Origin of the sequence: Actinoplanes sp. NPDC051343 (assembly GCF_044455125.1) — a bacterium.
GTDB lineage: Bacteria > Actinomycetota > Actinomycetes > Mycobacteriales > Micromonosporaceae > Actinoplanes.
The window spans coordinates 65,508-84,664 of sequence record NZ_JBITEL010000003.1 but is presented as its reverse complement, the minus strand read 5'-3'; the positions used below and the strand labels follow the sequence as shown (position 1 = coordinate 84,664).

Here is a 19,157-nt window from a genome sequence, read left to right as displayed (position 1 = left end):
CGCACATTGTATGACAGTCATACGGTCGGGAACAGCGATGATTAGACCGCGGAAAAAGGGCAACACCGTCCGGCATGAACCACGTGGAAATACTGGCCCCGGACCGGCTCGAACTGGGCGAGGGCTCGCGCTGGGTCGGCGACCGCATCGTCCTCGTCGACATCCCGGCCGGCCGCCTGCTGAGCGCCCCGGCCGACGCCGGCACCCGGTCACTGACCGAACTGGCCAAGCTGCCGGTGCCGCTCGCCGCGGTCGCGCCGGTCTCGGGCCGGCCGGATGCGTGGCTGGCGGCGGCCGGGACCGGCTTCTCGCTGATCGAGGGCGACCGCGTACGCCCGCTGGCCGCACCGCCTCCGGTGACCGACCGGCCGTGGCGGATGAACGACGGCGTGGCCGACCCGGCCGGGCGCTTCTGGGCCGGCAGCATGGCATGCGACCAGAGTCCGCGTGCGGGTGCGCTCTACCGGCTCGACCCGGACGGCCGCGTGCACACGGTGCTGCGCGACCTGACCATCGCGAACGGGCCCGCGTTCAGCCCCGACGGCCGCGTGATGTACCTGTCGGACACCCCGCTCGGCCACGTGGACCGCTTCGACGTGGACCCGGCCACCGGCGAACTCAGCGGCCGGGCGCCCTTCCTGCGCATCAACCCGGACCAGGGTTCGCCGGACGGCATCACCGTTGACGCCGCCGGCTATCTCTGGGTTGCACTGTTCGGCGGAGCGGCCGTTCACCGCTACCGGTCCGACGGCGTGCTCGACCGCACGATCGCGGTGCCGGCGCGGCAGCCGACCAGCGTCTGCCTGGTCGGCGACCGGCTGGTGGTGACCAGCGGCCGGGGCGGCCTCGACGACCCCGGGCCCGAGGACGGAGCCGTGATGACCATGGACGGGATGGGCGAGGTCGGTCTCGAGGCGCTGCCGGTGCGCATCGACTGAGGTAGCGCAGGCTGTACCCCGGTCGGGCAGCAGGCGGGATCGTGATCGGGCCCCGATTCTCGAAGGATCGAAGGTGTTCAACCGATTCCTTCGAGGAGGTCCCCATGCTCGTCTCACGTCTGCTCGCCGGTGCGCTGGCCGCCGCCACCCTCGCCATCCCGTCCGCCTCGACCGGCGCCCGGCCGGACCCGGTTCAGCACCAGCTGAACAGCCTGGTGAACAAGGACGGCTTCCCCGGCGCGCTGGCCTCGGTCCGCGACGCCGGTGGCCGGGTGCGGAACTACACCTCGGGGCCCGGGGTTCCCGTCAACGGCCAGGTGCGCATCGGCAGCAACACCAAGACGTTCACCGCCGTCGTCGCGCTCCAGCTGGTCGGGGAGGGCCGCATCGACCTGGACGCCACGGTCGAGCACTACCTGCCCGGCCTCGTGCCCAACGGCGGCAACATCACCGTCCGCGAGCTGTTGCAGCAGACAAGTGGTCTGCCCGACTACGACGACGTTCTGTTCACCAAGCCGCAGGACCTGGTCGACAAGGCGCACTCGTACTACGAGCCACGCCGGCTGCTCGACGCCGCGCTCACCCGGCCCGCCGAGTTCCCGCCCGGCTCGAAGTGGGAGTACAGCAACACCAACTACATCCTCGCCGGGCTCATCGTCGAGCAGGTCACCGAGCGCCCGATCGGCGAGGAGATCACCAAGCGGGTCATCGAGCCGCTCGGGCTGCGGGACACGTACTGGCCGGGCGTTGGCGAGCAGCGCATCCGCGGCACCCACCCGCGCGGCTACGTCGCCGTGGCCACGGGCTCGCCGTGGGTCGACGTCACCGACATGGACCCCTCCCTCGGCTGGTCGGCCGGTGAGATCGTCTCGACGCCCAGCGACCTGCGGGCCTTCTTCGAGGCGCTGGTCGGTGGCCGGCTGCTCAAGCCGGCCCAGCAGAAGGCCATGACGACGACCGTGCCCGCACCCGGCTTCGAGCCGACCGGCGACTGGCAGTACGGCCTGGGCCTCGCCCGCTACCGCCTGTCCTGCGGCGGCTATGCCTGGGGCCACGGCGGCGATATCCAGGGCTTCGAGAGCCGTGATCTGGTCACCACCGACGGGCGCAGCGCGGTCGTGGCGGTCACCGGCCTGCCGACCACCGACCAGATGGTCATCGACGTCGACGACGCGGTCGACGCGTCCATCTGCCGGTAGAACCGCATGATGAGGTCACCCCCCGTCCGGTAGGGGTGACCTCATCGGAGGACCGGCCCCCCTCCTGGCCGGCCCGCCACTTCTCGCGGCGCGCACAACACGGTGGCAGGAGGGGCTGAAACGGCGCTGAAACGGCGCGGAAGCGGCTCAGCCGCGGTGGATGACCCGCGGGGTGATCGACGGCGGGTTGGACCAGCCGACGGCCCAGAGCTCACCGCTCGCGGCGTCGTTGTCGGCCGCGAAGATAGGTGTGGCCGACCCCAGTTCGCCGTTGTTGCCGATCGTTCCGGTCATCGGCGGCAGGCCGGTGTCCTCGGCCGTGAACTGCTTGCCGTCCCAGTGCTCGACGTGGTCGGCCTTGTCGCCGCTGAGCAGCTGCGAATAGCCCAGCACCCAGACATCGTCCGGCGCCTGGGCGACGACGGCCAGCAGATCGGCGGCGGCGCTCGTCGGCACCTGCTGCCAGACGCCCGCGGTGAGGTGCCAGACCGCCCCGCGGCAGCCGGAGACACAGATCTCGCCGGCCGCCCAGACGTCGCCGGGACCGGCCACCGCGACCGCGTTCAACGAGGTGCCGAGCGGCGTCGGCACGTTCACCGCCGACCAGGTGCTGCCGTCGAAGTGCATCACCAGCCCGAAGGTGAGCCGGGAGACCGGCGACAGACCGGCCCGGCTCCCGACCGCCCAGACGTCATCGGCCGAGGCCGCGGCGACCGCGACCAGCCCGCCCGAGCCGACCGCCGACTTCGGCACCGCCGAGCCGCTCCACTTGCCGCCCTGCCAGTGCAGGATCAGCGGCTGCTTCGGGGGCGGCGGCAGCGTCAGCGTCGTGGACGAGGTCTCGCCCACCGCCCAGCCGTCGTCCGGGGTGCGCATGTCCAGGCCGTCGAGGTCGTTGTCGGTCGCGGCCGGGAACGCCGGCGTCGGGACGGTCTGCCACGAGGAACCGTCGTAGTGCAACACGCTCGGTGCCCCCGGCGAACTGGCCGCGACGCTCGTGTCCGTGCTGCCGACCGCCCAGACGTCGGAGCGGCCGAGCGCGTCGACGCCGCCCAGGTAGGTGTCGTGCGGTAGCGCCGGCAGGTCGGCGGTCTTCCAGCCGGCGCCGTCCCAGTGGGTCATCAGCGGATGCACGTCGGTCTTGTCCCACCAGGCACCGGCGGTCCAGACGTCCTGCGGGGAAACGACGGTCACGCCCTGCAGCTGGCTGCTGCTCGCACCCGCGGGCAACGGCACCGCGGGCAGGAGGTTCCACTTGGGCGTCGCCGCCCCCGCGGCGGCGACGAGCGCCAGGGTTGCGACCGCAGCCCCGGCCATACGTATTTTCATGGTGTGCTCCTGTCGGAAATCGGCCCGGCCAGCCGGAGTCCCAGCCGGCGGGCGAGCGGGTAAGGCTCGGAGAGCCTCAGAAATTCGGTGATCGCCGCCTCGGCGTCGGCGTGCCGGCCGTCCCGGCCCGCGAGAACCGCCTCGGCGAGCGGCACGAACTGCCGGTTCCAGCGCGCCTGCGCCTGCGCCGAGCAGGCCATCTTGGCGCATTCCGCGGCGCCGGCCCGGCCGGCCAGCACCCGCAGGAACAGTCGCGGTCCGTGCAGATAGGAGACGTACGCGGCGGGCCGGCGCGACTCCTGTTCGGCGGCCAGGTCGGCCTCGGCCAGGGCCTGGTCGAGATCGTCGTGGTGCAGGTGGCAGAAGACGACGCCGAAGCCGTGCACGGCACTGGCCAGGTCGTCGCGCTCGCCGCCGAGCTCGTGGAACGCTTCCAGCAACTCGGCCACGACCGTCCGCTGCCCCTGGTGGGCCGCGACCATGATGCGTACGCCGAGCGCCTCGAGCCGGATGTGGCCGAGCCGCAGCCGGATCGCGTCCCGTTCGCAGCGGGCCGCGCCCTCGGCGGCCACCGCGGTCTCGCCCCGGCAGAGCCGCACCACCGACAGCTCCAGCTCGATGTCGAGGGCCGTGATGACGGCACCGGCCTCCCGGGCGACCGTCAGCGCCTCGACGAGCCGCCGCGGGTCGCCGTTGCGGATGCCCTCGTCGGTGCCCAGCTGGTAGAGGAAATTGATGCGCCAGCCGGTCAGGTCGTGGGCCGTCGCGATCGTCAGCCCGCGCTCGTAGACGACGTCCGCCTCGGCCAGGTCCCGCAGGCGGGCACAGCGTCCGAGCGTGTTGAGTGCGCTGCACGAGGTCTCCGGCCGGCCGATGTCGATCGCGGTGGCGAGCGCCCGGTCGGCCAGGCGCCGGGCGCGGTTCAGCCGATCGGGCAGGGCCGCGTCGCCGACGGTCATCTGCGCTTCGATCGCGTCGAGGCGGGCGGCCAGGGACCGCGCCGGGTCGGTGCCGGCATGCCGCCGCGCCTCGCCGAGCCGGCGCCGGGCCTCGGCCCAGTCGCCGGCCGCGGTCGCGACGTCGGCGAGGTGCAGGTGCAGCGAGGCCTGGCGGCCCGGCAGCACGCCGACGGCCAGGCGGTCCCCCAGGGCGTACGCGTCGCCGATCCGTCCCGCCGCGGCGTAGGCGTCGACGAGCGCCTCGCCGAGGTCGGACGCGAGTTCGCCGCTCAGGTCGCGATCGACCATGGAAAGGGCCCGTTCCAACAGGACGATCGCGGTCGCGACCGCGCCCTGGGTGGCGGCCTGCCGCCCGGCCGCGGCCAGCCGGGTGGCGGCCTGCGCCGGCTCGCTGGCCGTGCTCCACAGCTCGGCCAGGAGCTGGTCGCTGCCGTAGAACCGGCCGACCGCCGGCGCGGCCAGGAACTGGGCCGCCCGCCGGGCGAGGCCGGTCCGTTCGGTCGGCAGCATGGACGCGCGCAACGCCTCGGCGGTCAAGGCGTGCCGGAAGGCGTACCACTCGGGATCGTCCTGAACGGACACCAGCTGATGGGCGGCCGCCTCGGTCAGCCCGTCGAACAGTTCCGCCTCGGAGAGCCCGGCGGCCGCGCCGGCCGCCGCGGCCGGGAACTGCCGCCCGAACAGGGCGCCCGAGCGCAGCACGCCCCGGGCGGCCGGGCCGAGCCGGTCGACCCGGGCGGCCAGCGTCTCGCCGAGGCTGGGCGGAACCGCCGAGCCCACCGGCCCGCTGACCGCCCAGCCCCGGCCGTCCCAGCTCAGCGTGCCCTCGTCGGCGAACCCGGCGAGCAACTCCTCGACGTGCAGCGGCACGCCGTCGGCGCTGCCCAGCAGCCGGGCGAGAACCGGCTCGGGCACCTGCCCGGTGGACACGCCGAGGCAGGCCGCGGCCAGCTCACGCACGCCCTCCTCGTCCAGCCGGGACAGCTCGGCCAGGTGGGCCGCGCGGCGCCGCCGGGCCGACCGGGCGACGGTCAGGGCCGGCCGCGGGTAGGGCCGGCAGGTCACGAGCAGCAGGAACCGTTCGGCATGCGCGTTGTCGACCAGGTAGTCGACCACCGCGAGGGTGTCCGCATCGGCGTCGTGCAGATCCTCCAGCACCAGCAGACAGCCGTCGCCCCCGCTGAGGACCGTGAGCAGCCGCAGCACCGCCTCGCCGAGGATCACCGCCGACCCGGTCGGGTGGGCCGGATCGATCTTGCGCAGCTGCGGCACCAGACGCGCCAGGGTCGACCGGTACGGCAGCAGGGTCTCGTCGACCGGCAGCGCCTCGTCGGCCGGCAGACCGAACCGCCGCACCGCCGACTGCAGCGCCTCGGTGAACGCCCGGAACTGCACCTGAGGCAGTGCGGCACGGCCCCGGAGCACACGCAGGCCCCGCTCCTCGGCGTACCGGGCCACCTCGCTGACGAGCCGGGTCTTGCCGATGCCCGCCTCACCGACGACAAACGCGGCCCCGCCGGTCTCCTTGGCGGCGCTGTCCACCATGTCCTTGAGCGCCGTCAGCTCCCGCTCCCGGCCGATGAGCGGTGAGCCGCCCACGGCCGGCACACGAGCCGGCTCGAGCGTCTTGACCGGCACGGTCAATCCGGCGTCCTGCCGCAGGATCGCCGTCTCGAGGCGGCGCAGTTCGGGGCCGACCTCGATGCCGAACTCGTCGTCGAGGGTGCGGCGCACCCGGCCGTACGCGTCGAGCGCCTCGGTCTGCCGTCCCGACCGGTAGAGCGCGAGGATCAGCTGGCCGTGCACGTGCTCGTCGAGCGGGAACTCGCGGGCCAGCCGCTGAAGCTCGGGCAGCAGCTCGGCGTGCTGCCCGAGGGCCAGCCGGCCGTCGACCATCGTCCGGACCGCCTGCACCCGCAGCCCGTCCAGCCGCTGCGCCTCCTCGCGCAGCCACGGCAGGTCGTTCACCTCGATCAGCGGGGCACCGCGGAACAGCCGCAGCGCCTCCTGTGCCCAGCGGACCCGGGCGTCCGGATCGGACGACTGCTGGGCGCGCTGCACCAGGCCGGCCGCCTGCTCGGCGTCGACCGAGCCGGGCGGCAGGTCCATCACATAGCCGGGCGGGCGCGACACGATGGCGTCGCGGCCGCCGACCATCTGCCGAAGGTAGGAGACATGGCGTTGGAGCGTGTTCGCCCGGCCGGCCGGCGCCTCGTCGTTCCAGACGATGTCGATCAGGCGGTCGGCGCTGACGATCCGGCCACGCTCGAGCGCGAGCGCGGCCAGCAGCGCCTTGCGTCGCAGCCCGGGCAGCGGACGGGCCTCACCGCCGACGACAACGTCGACCGAGCCGAGCAACCGCACCTGAACTGCCTCGGTATGGCTGGGCACCCGGTGACAGTAACCTCGTCGACACGGTCGGCGGACGGCAAAGTCGGGCATGCGACGAGCTGATCGAAATCACACCGGCCGATGTGGACCGGGCTTGCTAGGCTGTCGCGCTATGCTGCGGTTTTGCGGTGAATTGTGTAGTGCAAAACCATGAACGGCAGGCCATAGACCGAAAAAGCATGCTCGGCCAGCAGTTGGCCGTCCTTGACATAGACGTCGAGCCGCTCGGCGAAACCGTGCACGGCCAGCGTCGTGAGCTCCCTGGTCTCGCGATCCACGTACGACATGTAGTGCCCGGGGTGGGCCAGATCGCCCCGGCTGGTCAGCACCAGGCCGCCATCCGGACGCGGCAGCGGCAGCAGCGTCGCCGTGAAGTTGCCCTGCGGCACCGGGAATCCGACACTCACGTAGCCCCGACCCTCGTGGCGGTAGGTCGTGTAGATGCCGACGTAGATCGGCTCGTCGGTGTCGGCGAACGAGCGGATCCACCCGCGTACGCCGATCAGGTCGCTGTCGTCCGGCGTGATGGTGTCGATCCGGCTGCGGACGCCCCGCAGCGCCTCGCGCTGGTTCATCGGCACGTTGGCCTGCCCGAGCCGCCGCGCGACCAGGGTGCGATAGAGCAGGTAGCCGGGCCGCACCCAGAGCCGCCACTCGGGCACGATGTCGAGCCGGAAACGGGTCGTGTGCTCGTAGAACTCGCGCACCAGCGGGCCGACCCCGGCCGGGTCGAACTGCGGCCCGGCCAGGTCGTCGAGCGAGGCGACGATCCCGACGTCGGCGGCGTCGGCCTGATATTTCCCACCCATCACCTCGGCCAGTTGCCGCACGTAGCCGGTGCCGACGTAGCCGGTGCGCGCTTCCAGCGGCACCACGAAGGGCAGTTCCCGGGCCGGCACGCTCTCGGCCAGCAAGCTCACCTGCGGATCGCGGAACACCGCGGCCGAGAGCGCCCGGAAGCCGACCACCGCGGACGCGGCGACAGCGGCGGGCGGCGCGTCCCGCCCGGCGGCAAGGCGCCAGGCCGCGCCGACGGCCGCACCGACCACCGGGCCCAGCGCCACCTTCTGCGGCCGCAGCCCGAGCCCACCGGCCACCGAGCCGGCGGCGACGCCGACCGCGATCGGCCCGGCTCCGGTCGCCTTCGCGCCGGCCCAGCCCGCCGGGGCCGCGAGCGCCCCGCTCATGACGACCCGCGACCACCAGGCCGGAATCTCGTTCGGCCGCTGCCGGGCCCGCGCCACGAGGTCGGTCGCGGCCAGAGCCGCCGCTCCGATCGCCGCCGCGCGGCCTTTCCGCCGCCGGACGAGCGTCGCGCCGGCCGCCGCGCCGATCGCGGCCGCAAGGGCGATCCCGCCCGTCCGCTTACCATCAGCCATAGCCCGCAACCTAGCAAGCGGCCCGCAGTCAATTGCCGCGTCACCGATGAGTTCGTCCGGGCCGCCGGGTCATACCCGGCACAGACACCTACGGAGAGGACATCCGGTGACCGAGCTGAACGCGGAACGCGCCCGGCAGGCGATCGTCGAACACACCCGGCGGCTGGCGGAGTCAGCCACCACGGCCGGACCCGATGCCGCCGTGCCGACCGCCCCGGAGTGGACCGTCACCGACCTGGTCGAGCACGTCGGTCAGACCCAGCATTGGGTCGCCGAGATCATCGAGCGTCGCATCACCGACCCCGCACGGCTGCCCACGGAGATGGCCGCGCTGCCCGCCGGGCCCGATGAGTGGCCGGCGTGGCTGTCGGAGGCCGCGCAGCGGGTCGTGAGGGCCTGTTCGGACGACGCACTCGACGCACCGGTGTTCAACCCCGCGGCGGACGGGCGGTCCGGCACGCGATTCTGGATGTCCAGCATGCTCAACGAATCCGTCGTCCACGGCTCCGACGCGGCCGGCGCGGCGGGCCGGCCGGCCGACGTCGACGCCGACATCGCGGCCGCGCTCATCAGCAACCACCTCGCGATGCTCACCTCCCCCACGTGGGAGATGCAGCGGCCGCAATCGGCCCACGCCATCCGGGGCACCGGACAGACCCTGCAGTGGCTGGCCACCGACACCGCGGACGCCTGGTTCGTCGAACGGCGGCCGGACGGGGCAATCTGGCAGCCCGCAACCCGCCCGGCCGAGGTGACGGTGACCGGCCCGGCACGATCGCTGCTGCTGGCCTTGACCCGGCGGCTCCCGCTCACCGGCCGCGAGGTCACCGGCATCAGCGTCGAGGGCGACACCGGCCTGGCCCAGCATTGGCTCGACAACACGGCCCACGTGAGCGGCTGACCATCATCGAGGACTTCTGACCTAATGATCAGACCATCATCACCGGCGGCAACGGGCAGTACACCGACGACACCCCCATGCCGGTCGGCCGGGACAGTGCCCGCATCTGGGAGGCCGGCACCGCGCTGATCGCCCACACCCGGGGCGCCTATCCGCTGCTCTCTCCGGAGCACCCGGACGGCAGTGCCCCAGAGGTCGTCGCCTCGGTGCGGGTGCCGCCGGCGGACCCGGCCGACAACAACGTCCGGGACCGCTCGAAGGGTGACTTCAGCGCGAAATCGTTCCTGTCACCCCGTGCGCCGCCTGCGCCACCACCCCGGGCGAGTTCGGCGACACCGTCGGGGAGACCTTCAACTGCCTCGGCAAATGGCTGGGCACCAACTTCGGCTGACCGATAACGACGCCGATCCGTAACGTCATCGGGTTACGTGGATCAGGTAAACGCGGGAGCCCGGATGGCTTGCGCTGATGGGCTTGTTCTCGCCCGGGTCCCACGACCAGTAGCGATCCTTCCGGGCCAGGCTGTGCTGGGTCACCGAGGGGGCGCCCTGAGCGTCGAGGGAGGTGACGATCGCGAGGTGGTCGATCACGCCGTCGGGTGCGCCGGCCCAGTCGTACGCGATGAGGTCGCCGACCTGCGCCCCTCCGGCGGTGACATCGGTCCACCCGACCTCGCGGATCGTCGCGTATCCGGCCTGGACCACGGTGTTCTTGAGCGCGTCGGCGCGGACAGCGGGAACCGTCGGCGCCGGCTGATCGGTCCAGGCACTGGTGCGGGGCACCTGACCGGCCCAGAGGGCCTGTGAGACGAACCAGGTGCAGTCGTTGCCCGGGAATCGTTCGTCGTCCAGGTAGTGCGCGTAGGCCCAGTCCCGGGCGGTCGTGCGGTGGTAACACTCCGGCTCGCCCGGCAGGTACTGGTTGAAGCCCGGCGTCGTGGTGTAGAAGTCGGCGATCCAGCCCTGGACCGGCACGCTGATGCGGTGCCAGACGTTGTTGCCGAAAACATCGCGCCCGCGTACCGCGCACACCGCCGAGAAAGGCGTCCCGTCGGCCAGCACCGAGACCGGCTGCGTCGTCGCATCGTACGGATCGGCCCGGACCTTGAGCCCTTGGCCGCCGGTGCCGGTCACGGTGTAGCCGCCGATGTCAGCGACGGCGGGCGCAGGGCTCAGGAAAAGCACCGACGCGACGGCAAGGATCGCGACTAGCGCGCGGCATCGGGTCGGCGTTCTCATGCTTGATCCTCGCTTTGTCAAGGGATCGTCAGCCTCCCAGGTCCGCAAGGTCGAATAAAGCGATCTCGTGGCAGGCTGCCAAACGGTTGCCACGCGAGGCGGCTCCGGGATGCAATTGGCGGAACGACGGACTCACCCCGGAGCAGCCCGACCATGAGCGCCGATCTTCAGCTGTTCGCCGACGATCTGAAACAGCTGCGTCGGTCGGCCGGCATCACCAGCCAGCGTCTGCTTGCCCGCCGCGCATTTGTCTCCCACACGACCATCTGGGCCGCGGAGTCAGGCAAGGAACTTCCCTCGCTGGCCGTGACACTGGCCATTGTCAAGGCGTGCGGCGGCGACCTGGAGAAATGGGAGCGGCGATGGAGGCTGGTCTATGCGGCGCTCAACGAACGGGCCGCCTCGCCGTGGCCGACGCAGGCGGTCGCGGACGGAAGCGATCCGATGGACGCCGGATGCGACGCCGACGCGATCACGGTCCGGGTCGCGCGGGTCTCCCTCGAAACCAAGCGGCACATCATCGGGCGGGTCGAGTTGCGATACTCCCCGCGGTGGCATGCCGCATGGGGCCGGTTCCAGGGGGAGAAGGGACTCGATTGGCTGGCCGCGCATCGCCACCATGTGGATCTCACCATCGGCATCGCGCGAGACGCCGATGACCAGCGCCTGGGCTATCGGACCGACTACGGCGCCGACAACCATTGGGGCGATATATTGATCACCGGCAACGGCGCACTCTTCGCCTGGACGGTGGTGCGCTTCGACGGCGCCGAGGTCGCCTACCGCGAAACCGATCACGTGGTGCTGGATTGATCGTTCATTGGCAGGCGATTGGCAACTGACAGCGCATCCCTGGCCCGCGGCTTCCCGGCGGTCACAGCCTGAAAGGTGACCACACCGGAAGCGAAAGGGTTGATGAAATGCGTCGTCTGGCATCGGTGACAACAATTGCGGCTCTGGGGTTGCTGGCCGGGTGCCAGTTCGGCACTCCGGACGCCTCCGCCAGGACCGACTTGGCGACGTTCCACAAGGCGGACATCAGCTGTCTCGGCGATGTCTTGAAGGTCCGCGAGGACCATTACGATCTGAACGGGGACAGTCGCGACGAGGTGTTCCTCGTCATGCGATGCAAGTCGGCCAAAGATCCGGCCGGCGAACAGCTCGAGGTGCTCGCCGGCAACCAGAACCCGGACGCCGCCCGTCCGACCAAGCTGGTTCTGCAAATGCCGGATCCCTCGGTCGTCGACAAACTGTGCTTCGCGAACAAGACGGCGATCTACCGTGTCACCGGCCCCGGCAAGCCGAAGATCTGGCAGGTCAGATGGCCCGAGAACGCCGCCGCGCCGGGACCGCCCACGCCCGGACCGGCCCGCGGCTGCCCGTGAGGCCCTCATGCAGAACGATCGCCGACAACCACGTTGCTGTGTTTCTTCGATCGCCGTCAGTACGGTTCAGGGGTGCGTGGCGGCGTGTCGGACTGGATCGGGCGGCGGCTGTGGTGGGCCGGTGTGCCCGCGCTGGTCGCCGGCGCAGGCGCGTGGGCGGCGCTCGCGGACGACAAGGCCGGTTGGACCGTGGTATCCGCGTCGGCTGCCGCGGTCCTCGGTGCGTTCGGCCCGACAGTCACTGATCGATGGGCGAGACGGCGGGAACGCAGCGATGAGCGATCGCGGTCGCTGCAGCGCGTGGTGTCGGCAGAATTGCCCGAGTCGGTGGCGTGGTTGCTGCATCCACGTCGGCAGGTGGTGCCATTTTTCGGTCGTGGCTGGATCCTGCGAGAGCTGGAGAGCTGGCTCACTGATCGCGCTGCGACAGCCGTGCGGCTGCTGGTCGGTGCCGGTGGCGTAGGGAAGACCCGGTTGGCGTTGCAACTCGCCGGCCGGGTCCCCGGTTGGCAGGTGATTCTGGTCCGGCCGGAAGCGGAGGCGGAGACCGCCGAGCTGATCGTGTCCGGTGCGTCGAGGGAACGCCAGTTGCTACTGGTCGACTATGCCGAGACACGGGATCGGGCTGGGCTGGCGGCACTGTTGTGCGCGGCGCAGCAGGCGGGGGCGCGGGTGCTGCTGCTCAGCCGCGTTGCCGGCTTGTGGTGGGAGACGTTGTCGGCGGCGTACCCGCAGCAGGCGCACCTGGTGGACGCGCTGACCGGGCCAGCCGGCGTCGTGGAGCTTTCGGCGCAGGTCGAGGAAGGTTCGCCGGACCAGGTCGTGGCGCAGGCGGCGGCCGCGTTCGCCGACCGTCTCGGCCGGCCGGCCGTGGCGGTGCCGGCGCGCGGCTGGGATGTGGACACCCCGGTGTTGCGGTTGCACGCTGCAGCGCTGGTGGCAGTGCTGGGCGGTGCGTACCGCCAGGACCGGGTCGATGTGCTGGCCGAGGTGCTGGGGCATGAGGCTCGTTACTGGCGGGGCGCGGCCCGCCGGGCGGGGTTGGTGGCCGGTGCACAGCCGGGTTCCGATGCGGTCCTGCAGGAGTTGGTCGGGTTGGCGGCGTTGCTGGGCGCCGACGGTGACGAGCAGGCCGCCGACGTGGTGGGACGGGTGCCGGCACTGTCGGACGCCGACGAGGAGCTGGTGCACCGGTACACCGGGTGGCTGACCGGGTTGTACCCGCGGGACCCGGCCGGTGGCGGATGGGTCGGTGTGCAGCCTGACCTGCTGGCCGAAGCTCTCGCCGTACGAGTGTTGAGCGGTTATCGGCCCGTGATGCTTTCGGCGCTCTTCACCGGGGCGAGCCTGGAACAGGCCGTGCGGGCCTTGACGGTGCTGGGCCGGGCATGCGCTCATCAGCCGGGTGCTGACGCGATCATCGACGTCGTGCTGGCGGCGGACGTGGTCTTGATGGCCCGGGCGGTTGTGCGGGTGGCGGTCCAGTTTCCGGGCCGCTTCACGACCCGGATGACAGTCCTGCTCGCCACGGCGGATATCGACTGGCCCGCGTTGTGCGCCGTGGCCGAGCAGGTGCCCTATCCGACGCTGGAACTGGGCCGGCTCGCGGCCGCGCTGACCAGCCGCATCGTTTCTACCTTTCCGTCCGGCACCTCGGCCGCCGAGCGTGCCCGGTGGGTGCATCGGCATGCGATGCGGTTGAATCAGGTGGGTCAGCGGGATGAGGCGATGGCGGCCAGCCAGGACGCAGTGGGCCTGCGGCGGGAGCTGGCGGCGGATGACCGGGGGGCCCACCTTGGCAACCTGGCCGGGTCGGTGGCCAATCACGCCATCCACTTGGCGCAGGCAGGTCGGCGGGCCGAGTCGCTGGCGGCCAGCCAGGAAGCAGTCGACCTGTACCGGGAACTGGTCGAGCATGACCGCGACGCCCACCTGCCCGACTTGGCCGCCTCATTGGACAACCACGCCGGCCGGTTGGCCGACGCGGGCCGGAGGGATGAGGTCATGGCGGCCAGCCAGGAGGCGGTCGACCTGCGGCGAGAGCTGGCCGCGGACAACCCGCAGGCCCACCTGCCCGCCCTGGCCCGGTCGGTGAACAACCACGCCGTCCGATTGGCCAACGTAGACCGCGTTGAGGCACTGGCCGCCGGCCAGGAGGGCGTCGATCTGTACCGGAAACTGGCCGAGCATGACCCCGACGCCCACCTGCCCGACTTGGCCTGGTCGGTGAGCAACTACGCCGTCCGGTTGGCCGAGGCAGGCCGTCGCGTCGAGGCGATGGAGGCAAGCCGGCAAGCCGTCGAGTTGCGGCGGAGGCTGGCCGCGGACAACCGCGACGCCTACCTGCCCGATCTCGCCTCCTCGCTGAACAACCACGCCATCCGGTTGGTCGAGGCAGGCCGTCCCGTCGAGGCGATGGCCGCAGGGCAGGAGGCCGTCGACCTTCACCGGGAATTGGCCGAGGGTAATCTCGAGGTTTACCTACCCGGCTTGGCCGCCTCGGTGAACAACTACGCCGCCCAGCTGGCCGGGGTGGGCCGGGACGCTGAGGCGCTGGTGGCCAGCCGACAGGCCGTCGACCTGCGGCGGGAGCTGGCCACGAGCAACCGCAACGTCTACCTGCCCGACCTGGCCACTTCGGTGAGAAACCACGCCATCCAGCTCGGGCGGGCCGGTCAGGGTGGTGAAGCGCTGGTGACCGGCCGGCAAGCCGTTGATCTCTACCGGGAGCTGGTCGCCGATAACCGCGACGCCCACCTGCCCGGCCTGGCCAACGCTCTGTGGAACGTGGGCTCTATCGCCCTCGTGTCCGGCGAGATCGACGATGACGTGATCGCGCTGACGGCGGAAGGCGTCGCGTACTTCGACGAACTCGGCGCAGAGCAGCCTGCCACTTTCGGCGATCAGCGCGCGGGCGCCGCGGCAACGCTCGCCAATCTTTGTCAGGCCCGCGACGCTTCTTCCTGACGCACCCGGCGGGCGCTGCCGAGCAGCGTGCCCAGCAGGCCGATCGCCAGGGCGACCAGAATGCCCAGCCCGGCGAAGGCCCAGGCGCCGTCTTTGCCGCCGAGCCCGAACGGTCCGAGCAGGTAGCCCTGCCAGCTGAGCCAGCCCGCGTACGTGTTGGTGACCAGGCCCCAGCCGATCGCCGTGCCCACGATGACGAGCGCCAGGGGCAGCGGCCGCACGCTGCCGTAGCGGCCGCGCGGGTCGAACAACTCGTCCTCGGCGTAGTCTCGGCGGCGTAGCGCCACGTCGGCCAGCATGACGCCGCACCAGGCCGCGATCGGAACGCCGAGGGTGATCAGGAAGCCCTGGAACTCGCCGATGAAGCTGCTGCCGAAGAAGACCACGTAGATCGTTCCGGCGATCATGATGATGCCGTCGACGCCGGCGGCCAGGTAGCGCGGGATGCGGACGCCGGCGGTGAGCAGGGCGAGCCCGGACGAGTAGATGTCGAGGACGGCGCCGCCGATCAGGCCGAGCACCGCGGCGATCGCGAACGGCACCAGGAACCAGGTCGGCAGGATCGTGGTCAGCGCGCCGATCGGGTCGGCGCCGACCGCGGCGGACAGGTCCTTGGACGAGCCGGCCAACAGCAGGCCGAAGATCAGCAGGACGACCGGTCCGAGCGCGGCCCCGAAGGTGGTCCAGGCGAAAACGCCTCGGCTTGATGCCGTACGCGGAAGGTAGCGCGAGTAGTCGGCGGCCGCGTTGACCCACCCGAGTCCGAAGCCGGTCATCAGGAACACCAGCGCGCCGATGACCTGCTGCGTCGACCCGGAGGGCAGGGCCGACACCGTCGACCAGTGGATGTGCCCGGCCGCCAGAATGATGTAGACCACTGTGAGAACCGCGGTCACCACCGTAATGATCGTCTGCAGGCGCATGACCGCGGCGAAACCGGCCACCCCGGCCAGCACGGTGACCAGCGAGACCACGACGAGCGCGACGACTTTGGTGCCGGTGCCGCCGCCCCAGCCCAGCCGGTCGAACACGGTCGCCGTGGCCAGCGTCGCCAAAATCACGAGCACGGTCTCCCAGCCGACCGTGAGCAGCCAGGACAGCCCGGCGGTGAGGCGGTTGCCGTTGACCCCGAAGGCGGCCCGCGAAAGCACCATGGTCGGCGCCGAGCCGCGCTTGCCGGCCAGCGCGATCACGCCGCACAGCGCGAACGACACCACGACGCCGACGACCCCGGCGATCACGGCCTGCCAGAATGAGATGCCGAAGCCGAGCGTGAACGCGCCGTAGCTGACGCCGAGCACCGAGATGTTGGACGCGAACCAGGGCCAGAACAGTGACCGCGGTGTTCCGGACCGCTCGTGCTCGGCGACGATCTCGATGCCCTTGAGCTCGATCCCGCCGGGACCGCCCGCCATCGTCTGCGTACTGGCCATCGCCGACCGCCTCTCCACCGGGCATCTATGGTCATCTTGCCGCGCCGGATGGTCACTGAACATCCCGAAGCTGGAGTTCTTGGTCGCAATCCCGGAACCACGGCCCACTTCCATCGCGGCGTAAAAGAAGCGATGCTGGAAATCCGGTCGATTTCCCCGTCGACATACCGCATCGATGCTCGGAGTCCCCCATGCTTCGAAGTCGTCTCGCGGCGATCCTCGCTGTCCTTCTGGCGATCGTCGCCCTCCCCGCTGCCCCGGCCATGGCGGCCGACCAGCCCTGGATGAACACCGCACTCGCCCCGGTCGACCGGGCGAACCTCCTGCTCGCGGCCATGACCCAGGCCGAGAAGCTGACCATGCTGCATGGCGGCGGCTCCTGCGGCTATGCGGGCTGCATACCGGCCAACACCCGCCTCGGCATCCCGGCCCTGCGCCTGCAGGACGGCCCGGTCGGCGTCGGCGACGGCGCCACCGGGGTCACCCAGCTGGCCGCCCCGGTCGCCGGCGCGGCCAGCTGGGACACCGCACTGATGAAGCAGTACGGCAGCACGCTCGGTGCCGAGCAGTGGGGCAAGGGCACGAACGTCGTGCTCGCGCCCACCATCAACATCGTCCGTGACCCCCGGTGGGGACGCGCGTTCGAGTCGTTCGGCGAGGATCCCTACCTGGCCGGGCAGATGGGTGCCGCCGACATCCAGGGCATCCAGAGCCAAGGGCCGATGGCGCAGGTCAAGCACTACGCCGTCTACAACCAGGAGACCAGCCGCAACAGCTCGGCCGACAACGCGATCGTCTCCGACCGGGCCGAGCGGGAAATCTACCTGCCCGCGTTCGAGACCTCGGTGAAGCAGGGCGGCGCCGACTCGGTGATGTGCTCGTACTCGGCCATCAACGGGCCGTTCGCCTGCGAGAACGGGCCGCTGCAGAACCAGGTTCTCAAAGGCGACTGGGGCTTCGACGGCTTCATCACCTCGGACTGGGGCGGCACCCACTCCACGGTCGCGTCGGCCAACAACGGTCTCGACATGGAGATGCCCGGCAGCACCTACTACGGAAATGCCCTGACCACGGCGGTCGCCAACGGGCAGGTTTCGCAGGCGACCATCGACGACCACGTCCGCCGCATTCTTACGTCGATGTTCCGGCAGGGCTTGTTCGACCGTACGCAAACCGGAACGATGGCCGCGACCGTCACCTCGGCCTCGCACACCGCCCTGGCCCGGCAGGTCGCGGCCGAAGGCAGCGTCCTGCTGAAGAACAGCAACGCCGTCCTTCCGGTGCCGGCGACCACGAAGTCGATCGCGGTCCTGGGCGCGCCTCTCTATCAGGGCGGCGGCAGCGCGGGCGTGAACTCGTCCGGCTCGGTCAGCCCGTACCAGGGCATCGTGACCCGGGCCGGCAGCGGCGTCACCGTCACCAACTCCCCCGGCACCGCGAGCGCGGGCATCACCGGCCTGGCCGGGAAGTGCATCGACGTGGCCGCAGCCAACAACGCCAACGGCACTGCGGTTCAGCTGTACGACTGCAACGGCAGCGGCGCGCAGTCGTGGACCGCCGCCGCGGACGGCAGCCTGCAGGCGCTCGGCAAGTGCATGGACGTGACCGGGGCCGGCACCGCCGACGGCACCAGGATCGAGCTCTACGACTGCAACGGCAGTCCGGCCCAGAAGTGGACCGCCACCGGCGGCACCCTGGTCAACACCGGTTCCGGCAAGTGCCTCACCGCGCCGGCCTCGACCAACAGCACCCAGCTGCAGATCAGCACGTGCAACGGTTCGGCCGGTCAGAAGTGGACGCCGCCGAGCACGAACGCCCACGACCAGGCGGTGGCGGCCGCCCGGGCCGCCGATCTGGCGGTGGTGTTCGTCGGCAAGTTCGAGTCGGAGGGCAGCGACCTGTCCGACATCAACCTGCCCGCCGACCAGAACCAGTTGGTCACCGACGTCGCGGCGGCCAACCCGAACACGGTCGTGGTGGTGAACAGCGGCTCCGCGGTGGTCATGCCGTGGGCCGGCTCGGTCCGCGGCATCATCGAGAGCTGGTACCCCGGTCAGGAGTACGGCAACGCCCTGGCCTCGCTGCTGTTCGGCGACGTCGACCCGTCCGGGAAACTGCCCGTCACCTTCCCGGCCTCGCTCGCCGACGTGCCCGCGCACACCGCCGCCCAATGGCCGGGACAGAACAACACCGTGCAGTACTCCGAGGGCATCGACGTCGGGTACCGCTGGTACGACCGGCAGAACAAAACCCCGGCCTTCCCCTTCGGGTTCGGCCTTTCCTACACCTCTTTCGCGTACGCGAATCTGACCGTTGCCGCACCCGACGCCGCCGGCAACGTCGCCGTCTCGTTCGACATCACCAACTCCGGCACCCGGGCCGGTGCCGAGGTCGCCCAGGTCTACGTCGGCCAACCGGCCTCGACCGGCGAGCCGCCCAGGAACCTGCGCGGCTTCGCCAAGGTCAGCCTCAACCCGGGGCAGTCCCAGCGGGTGACCGTCACCCTGGACCCGCGCAGCTTCCAGTACTGGAACGGCGGCTGGGCCGGTGCGGGCGGCACCAGCCAGATCCTGGTCGGCGCCTCGTCGCGCGACATCCGCCTGACCGGCTCGGTGACGACCGGGTCTTCGGGGTCGACGGCGCTCGCGCGTACGGGATGGACCGCGACGGCATCGCCGTCGAGTGCCTCCGATGTGCCGGCCCGGATGCTGGACGGTGACAACGGGACCCGCTGGAGCTCGGGAACGCCGATGGCCAACGGCAACACGGTCACGCTCGACCTCGGTGCGGCCCGGACCTTCAGCAAGGTCGTGATGGATTCGGGCGGCAGCACCGCCGACTACGCCCGGGGCTACCGCATCGATGTGTCGACCGACAACAGCACCTGGCGCACCGCGGGTTCGGGCACCGGCAGCGCGGCCCTGGTGACCGCGACGATCGGCAGCCAGACCGCCCGCTATCTGCGCATCACCCAGACCGGCTCGGCATCGTCGTGGTGGTCCATCGCCGAGCTCAACCTGTACACGTAGAGTGCCCGT

The 19,157-nt window shown here is 71.2% G+C and carries 12 protein-coding genes; 7 read left to right on the top strand and 5 right to left on the bottom strand.

The window, feature by feature from the left end:
- Positions 1-74 precede the first annotated feature (74 nt).
- Together ACIA5C_RS10965 and ACIA5C_RS10960 are read left to right on the top strand one after the other, a co-directional pair.
- Positions 75-938 (top strand): SMP-30/gluconolactonase/LRE family protein, encoded by an 864-nt coding sequence (locus tag ACIA5C_RS10965; RefSeq protein ID WP_396053165.1) that lies wholly within the window; start codon positions 75-77, stop codon positions 936-938.
- A gap of 104 nt (positions 939-1,042) precedes the next feature.
- A complete protein-coding gene (locus tag ACIA5C_RS10960) occupies positions 1,043-2,137 on the top strand; it encodes a serine hydrolase domain-containing protein (protein WP_396053164.1) in 1,095 nt (364 codons plus the stop codon).
- Positions 2,138-2,284: 147 nt separating this feature from the next.
- Here ACIA5C_RS10960 and ACIA5C_RS10955 read toward each other — a convergent pair whose 3' ends face one another.
- The 3 genes from ACIA5C_RS10955 to ACIA5C_RS10945 all read right to left on the bottom strand — a co-directional run bounded on the left by ACIA5C_RS10955 (position 2,285) and on the right by ACIA5C_RS10945 (position 8,195).
- Positions 2,285-3,466 carry a hypothetical protein gene (locus tag ACIA5C_RS10955; protein WP_396053163.1) on the bottom strand — a complete coding sequence of 394 codons (1,182 nt, stop codon included), beginning with the start codon at positions 3,464-3,466 and terminating at the stop codon, positions 2,285-2,287.
- Entirely contained in the window at positions 3,463-6,816 is a 3,354-nt protein-coding gene (locus ACIA5C_RS10950; RefSeq protein ID WP_396053162.1) for a BREX system ATP-binding domain-containing protein, read from the bottom strand. Before ACIA5C_RS10950 ends, ACIA5C_RS10955 begins: the two co-directional genes overlap by 4 nt.
- Before the next feature lie 110 nt (positions 6,817-6,926).
- Complete coding sequence (locus ACIA5C_RS10945; RefSeq protein WP_396053161.1) at positions 6,927-8,195, bottom strand: hypothetical protein; 1,269 nt, start codon at positions 8,193-8,195, stop codon at positions 6,927-6,929.
- A gap of 106 nt (positions 8,196-8,301) precedes the next feature.
- Here ACIA5C_RS10945 and ACIA5C_RS10940 point away from each other — a divergent pair, with 106 nt between their 5' ends.
- A complete protein-coding gene (locus tag ACIA5C_RS10940) occupies positions 8,302-9,096 on the top strand; it encodes a maleylpyruvate isomerase family mycothiol-dependent enzyme (protein ID WP_396053160.1) in 795 nt (264 codons plus the stop codon).
- A gap of 416 nt (positions 9,097-9,512) precedes the next feature.
- Here the strand turns inward: ACIA5C_RS10940 and ACIA5C_RS10935 are convergent, their stop codons facing one another.
- Positions 9,513-10,334, bottom strand: coding sequence for an amidase domain-containing protein (locus ACIA5C_RS10935; RefSeq protein WP_396053159.1), 822 nt, complete (start codon positions 10,332-10,334; stop codon positions 9,513-9,515).
- A 153-nt stretch (positions 10,335-10,487) separates the two neighbouring features.
- Here ACIA5C_RS10935 and ACIA5C_RS10930 point away from each other — a divergent pair, with 153 nt between their 5' ends.
- The 3 genes from ACIA5C_RS10930 to ACIA5C_RS10920 all read left to right on the top strand — a co-directional run bounded on the left by ACIA5C_RS10930 (position 10,488) and on the right by ACIA5C_RS10920 (position 14,686).
- The gene (locus ACIA5C_RS10930) at positions 10,488-11,147 is read left to right on the top strand and encodes a helix-turn-helix domain-containing protein (RefSeq protein ID WP_396053158.1); all 660 of its coding nucleotides are present in this window, start codon (positions 10,488-10,490) and stop codon (positions 11,145-11,147) included.
- A 107-nt stretch (positions 11,148-11,254) separates the two neighbouring features.
- Positions 11,255-11,719: a hypothetical protein gene (locus ACIA5C_RS10925; protein WP_396053157.1), complete on the top strand. Its 465-nt coding sequence runs from the start codon at positions 11,255-11,257 to the stop codon at positions 11,717-11,719.
- A gap of 72 nt (positions 11,720-11,791) precedes the next feature.
- A complete protein-coding gene (locus tag ACIA5C_RS10920; RefSeq protein WP_396053156.1) occupies positions 11,792-14,686 on the top strand; it encodes a hypothetical protein in 2,895 nt (964 codons plus the stop codon).
- On the opposite strand, the gene ACIA5C_RS10915 is transcribed toward ACIA5C_RS10920, so the two are convergent.
- Positions 14,662-16,119, bottom strand: coding sequence for a purine-cytosine permease family protein (locus ACIA5C_RS10915; protein ID WP_396053155.1), 1,458 nt, complete (start codon positions 16,117-16,119; stop codon positions 14,662-14,664). The two genes, ACIA5C_RS10920 and ACIA5C_RS10915, sit on opposite strands and share 25 nt — an antisense overlap.
- A 191-nt stretch (positions 16,120-16,310) precedes the next feature.
- On the opposite strand from ACIA5C_RS10915, the gene ACIA5C_RS10910 reads away from it, so the two are divergent.
- The gene (locus ACIA5C_RS10910; RefSeq protein ID WP_396053154.1) at positions 16,311-19,148 is read left to right on the top strand and encodes a glycoside hydrolase family 3 C-terminal domain-containing protein; all 2,838 of its coding nucleotides are present in this window, start codon (positions 16,311-16,313) and stop codon (positions 19,146-19,148) included.
- Positions 19,149-19,157 lie beyond the last annotated feature (9 nt).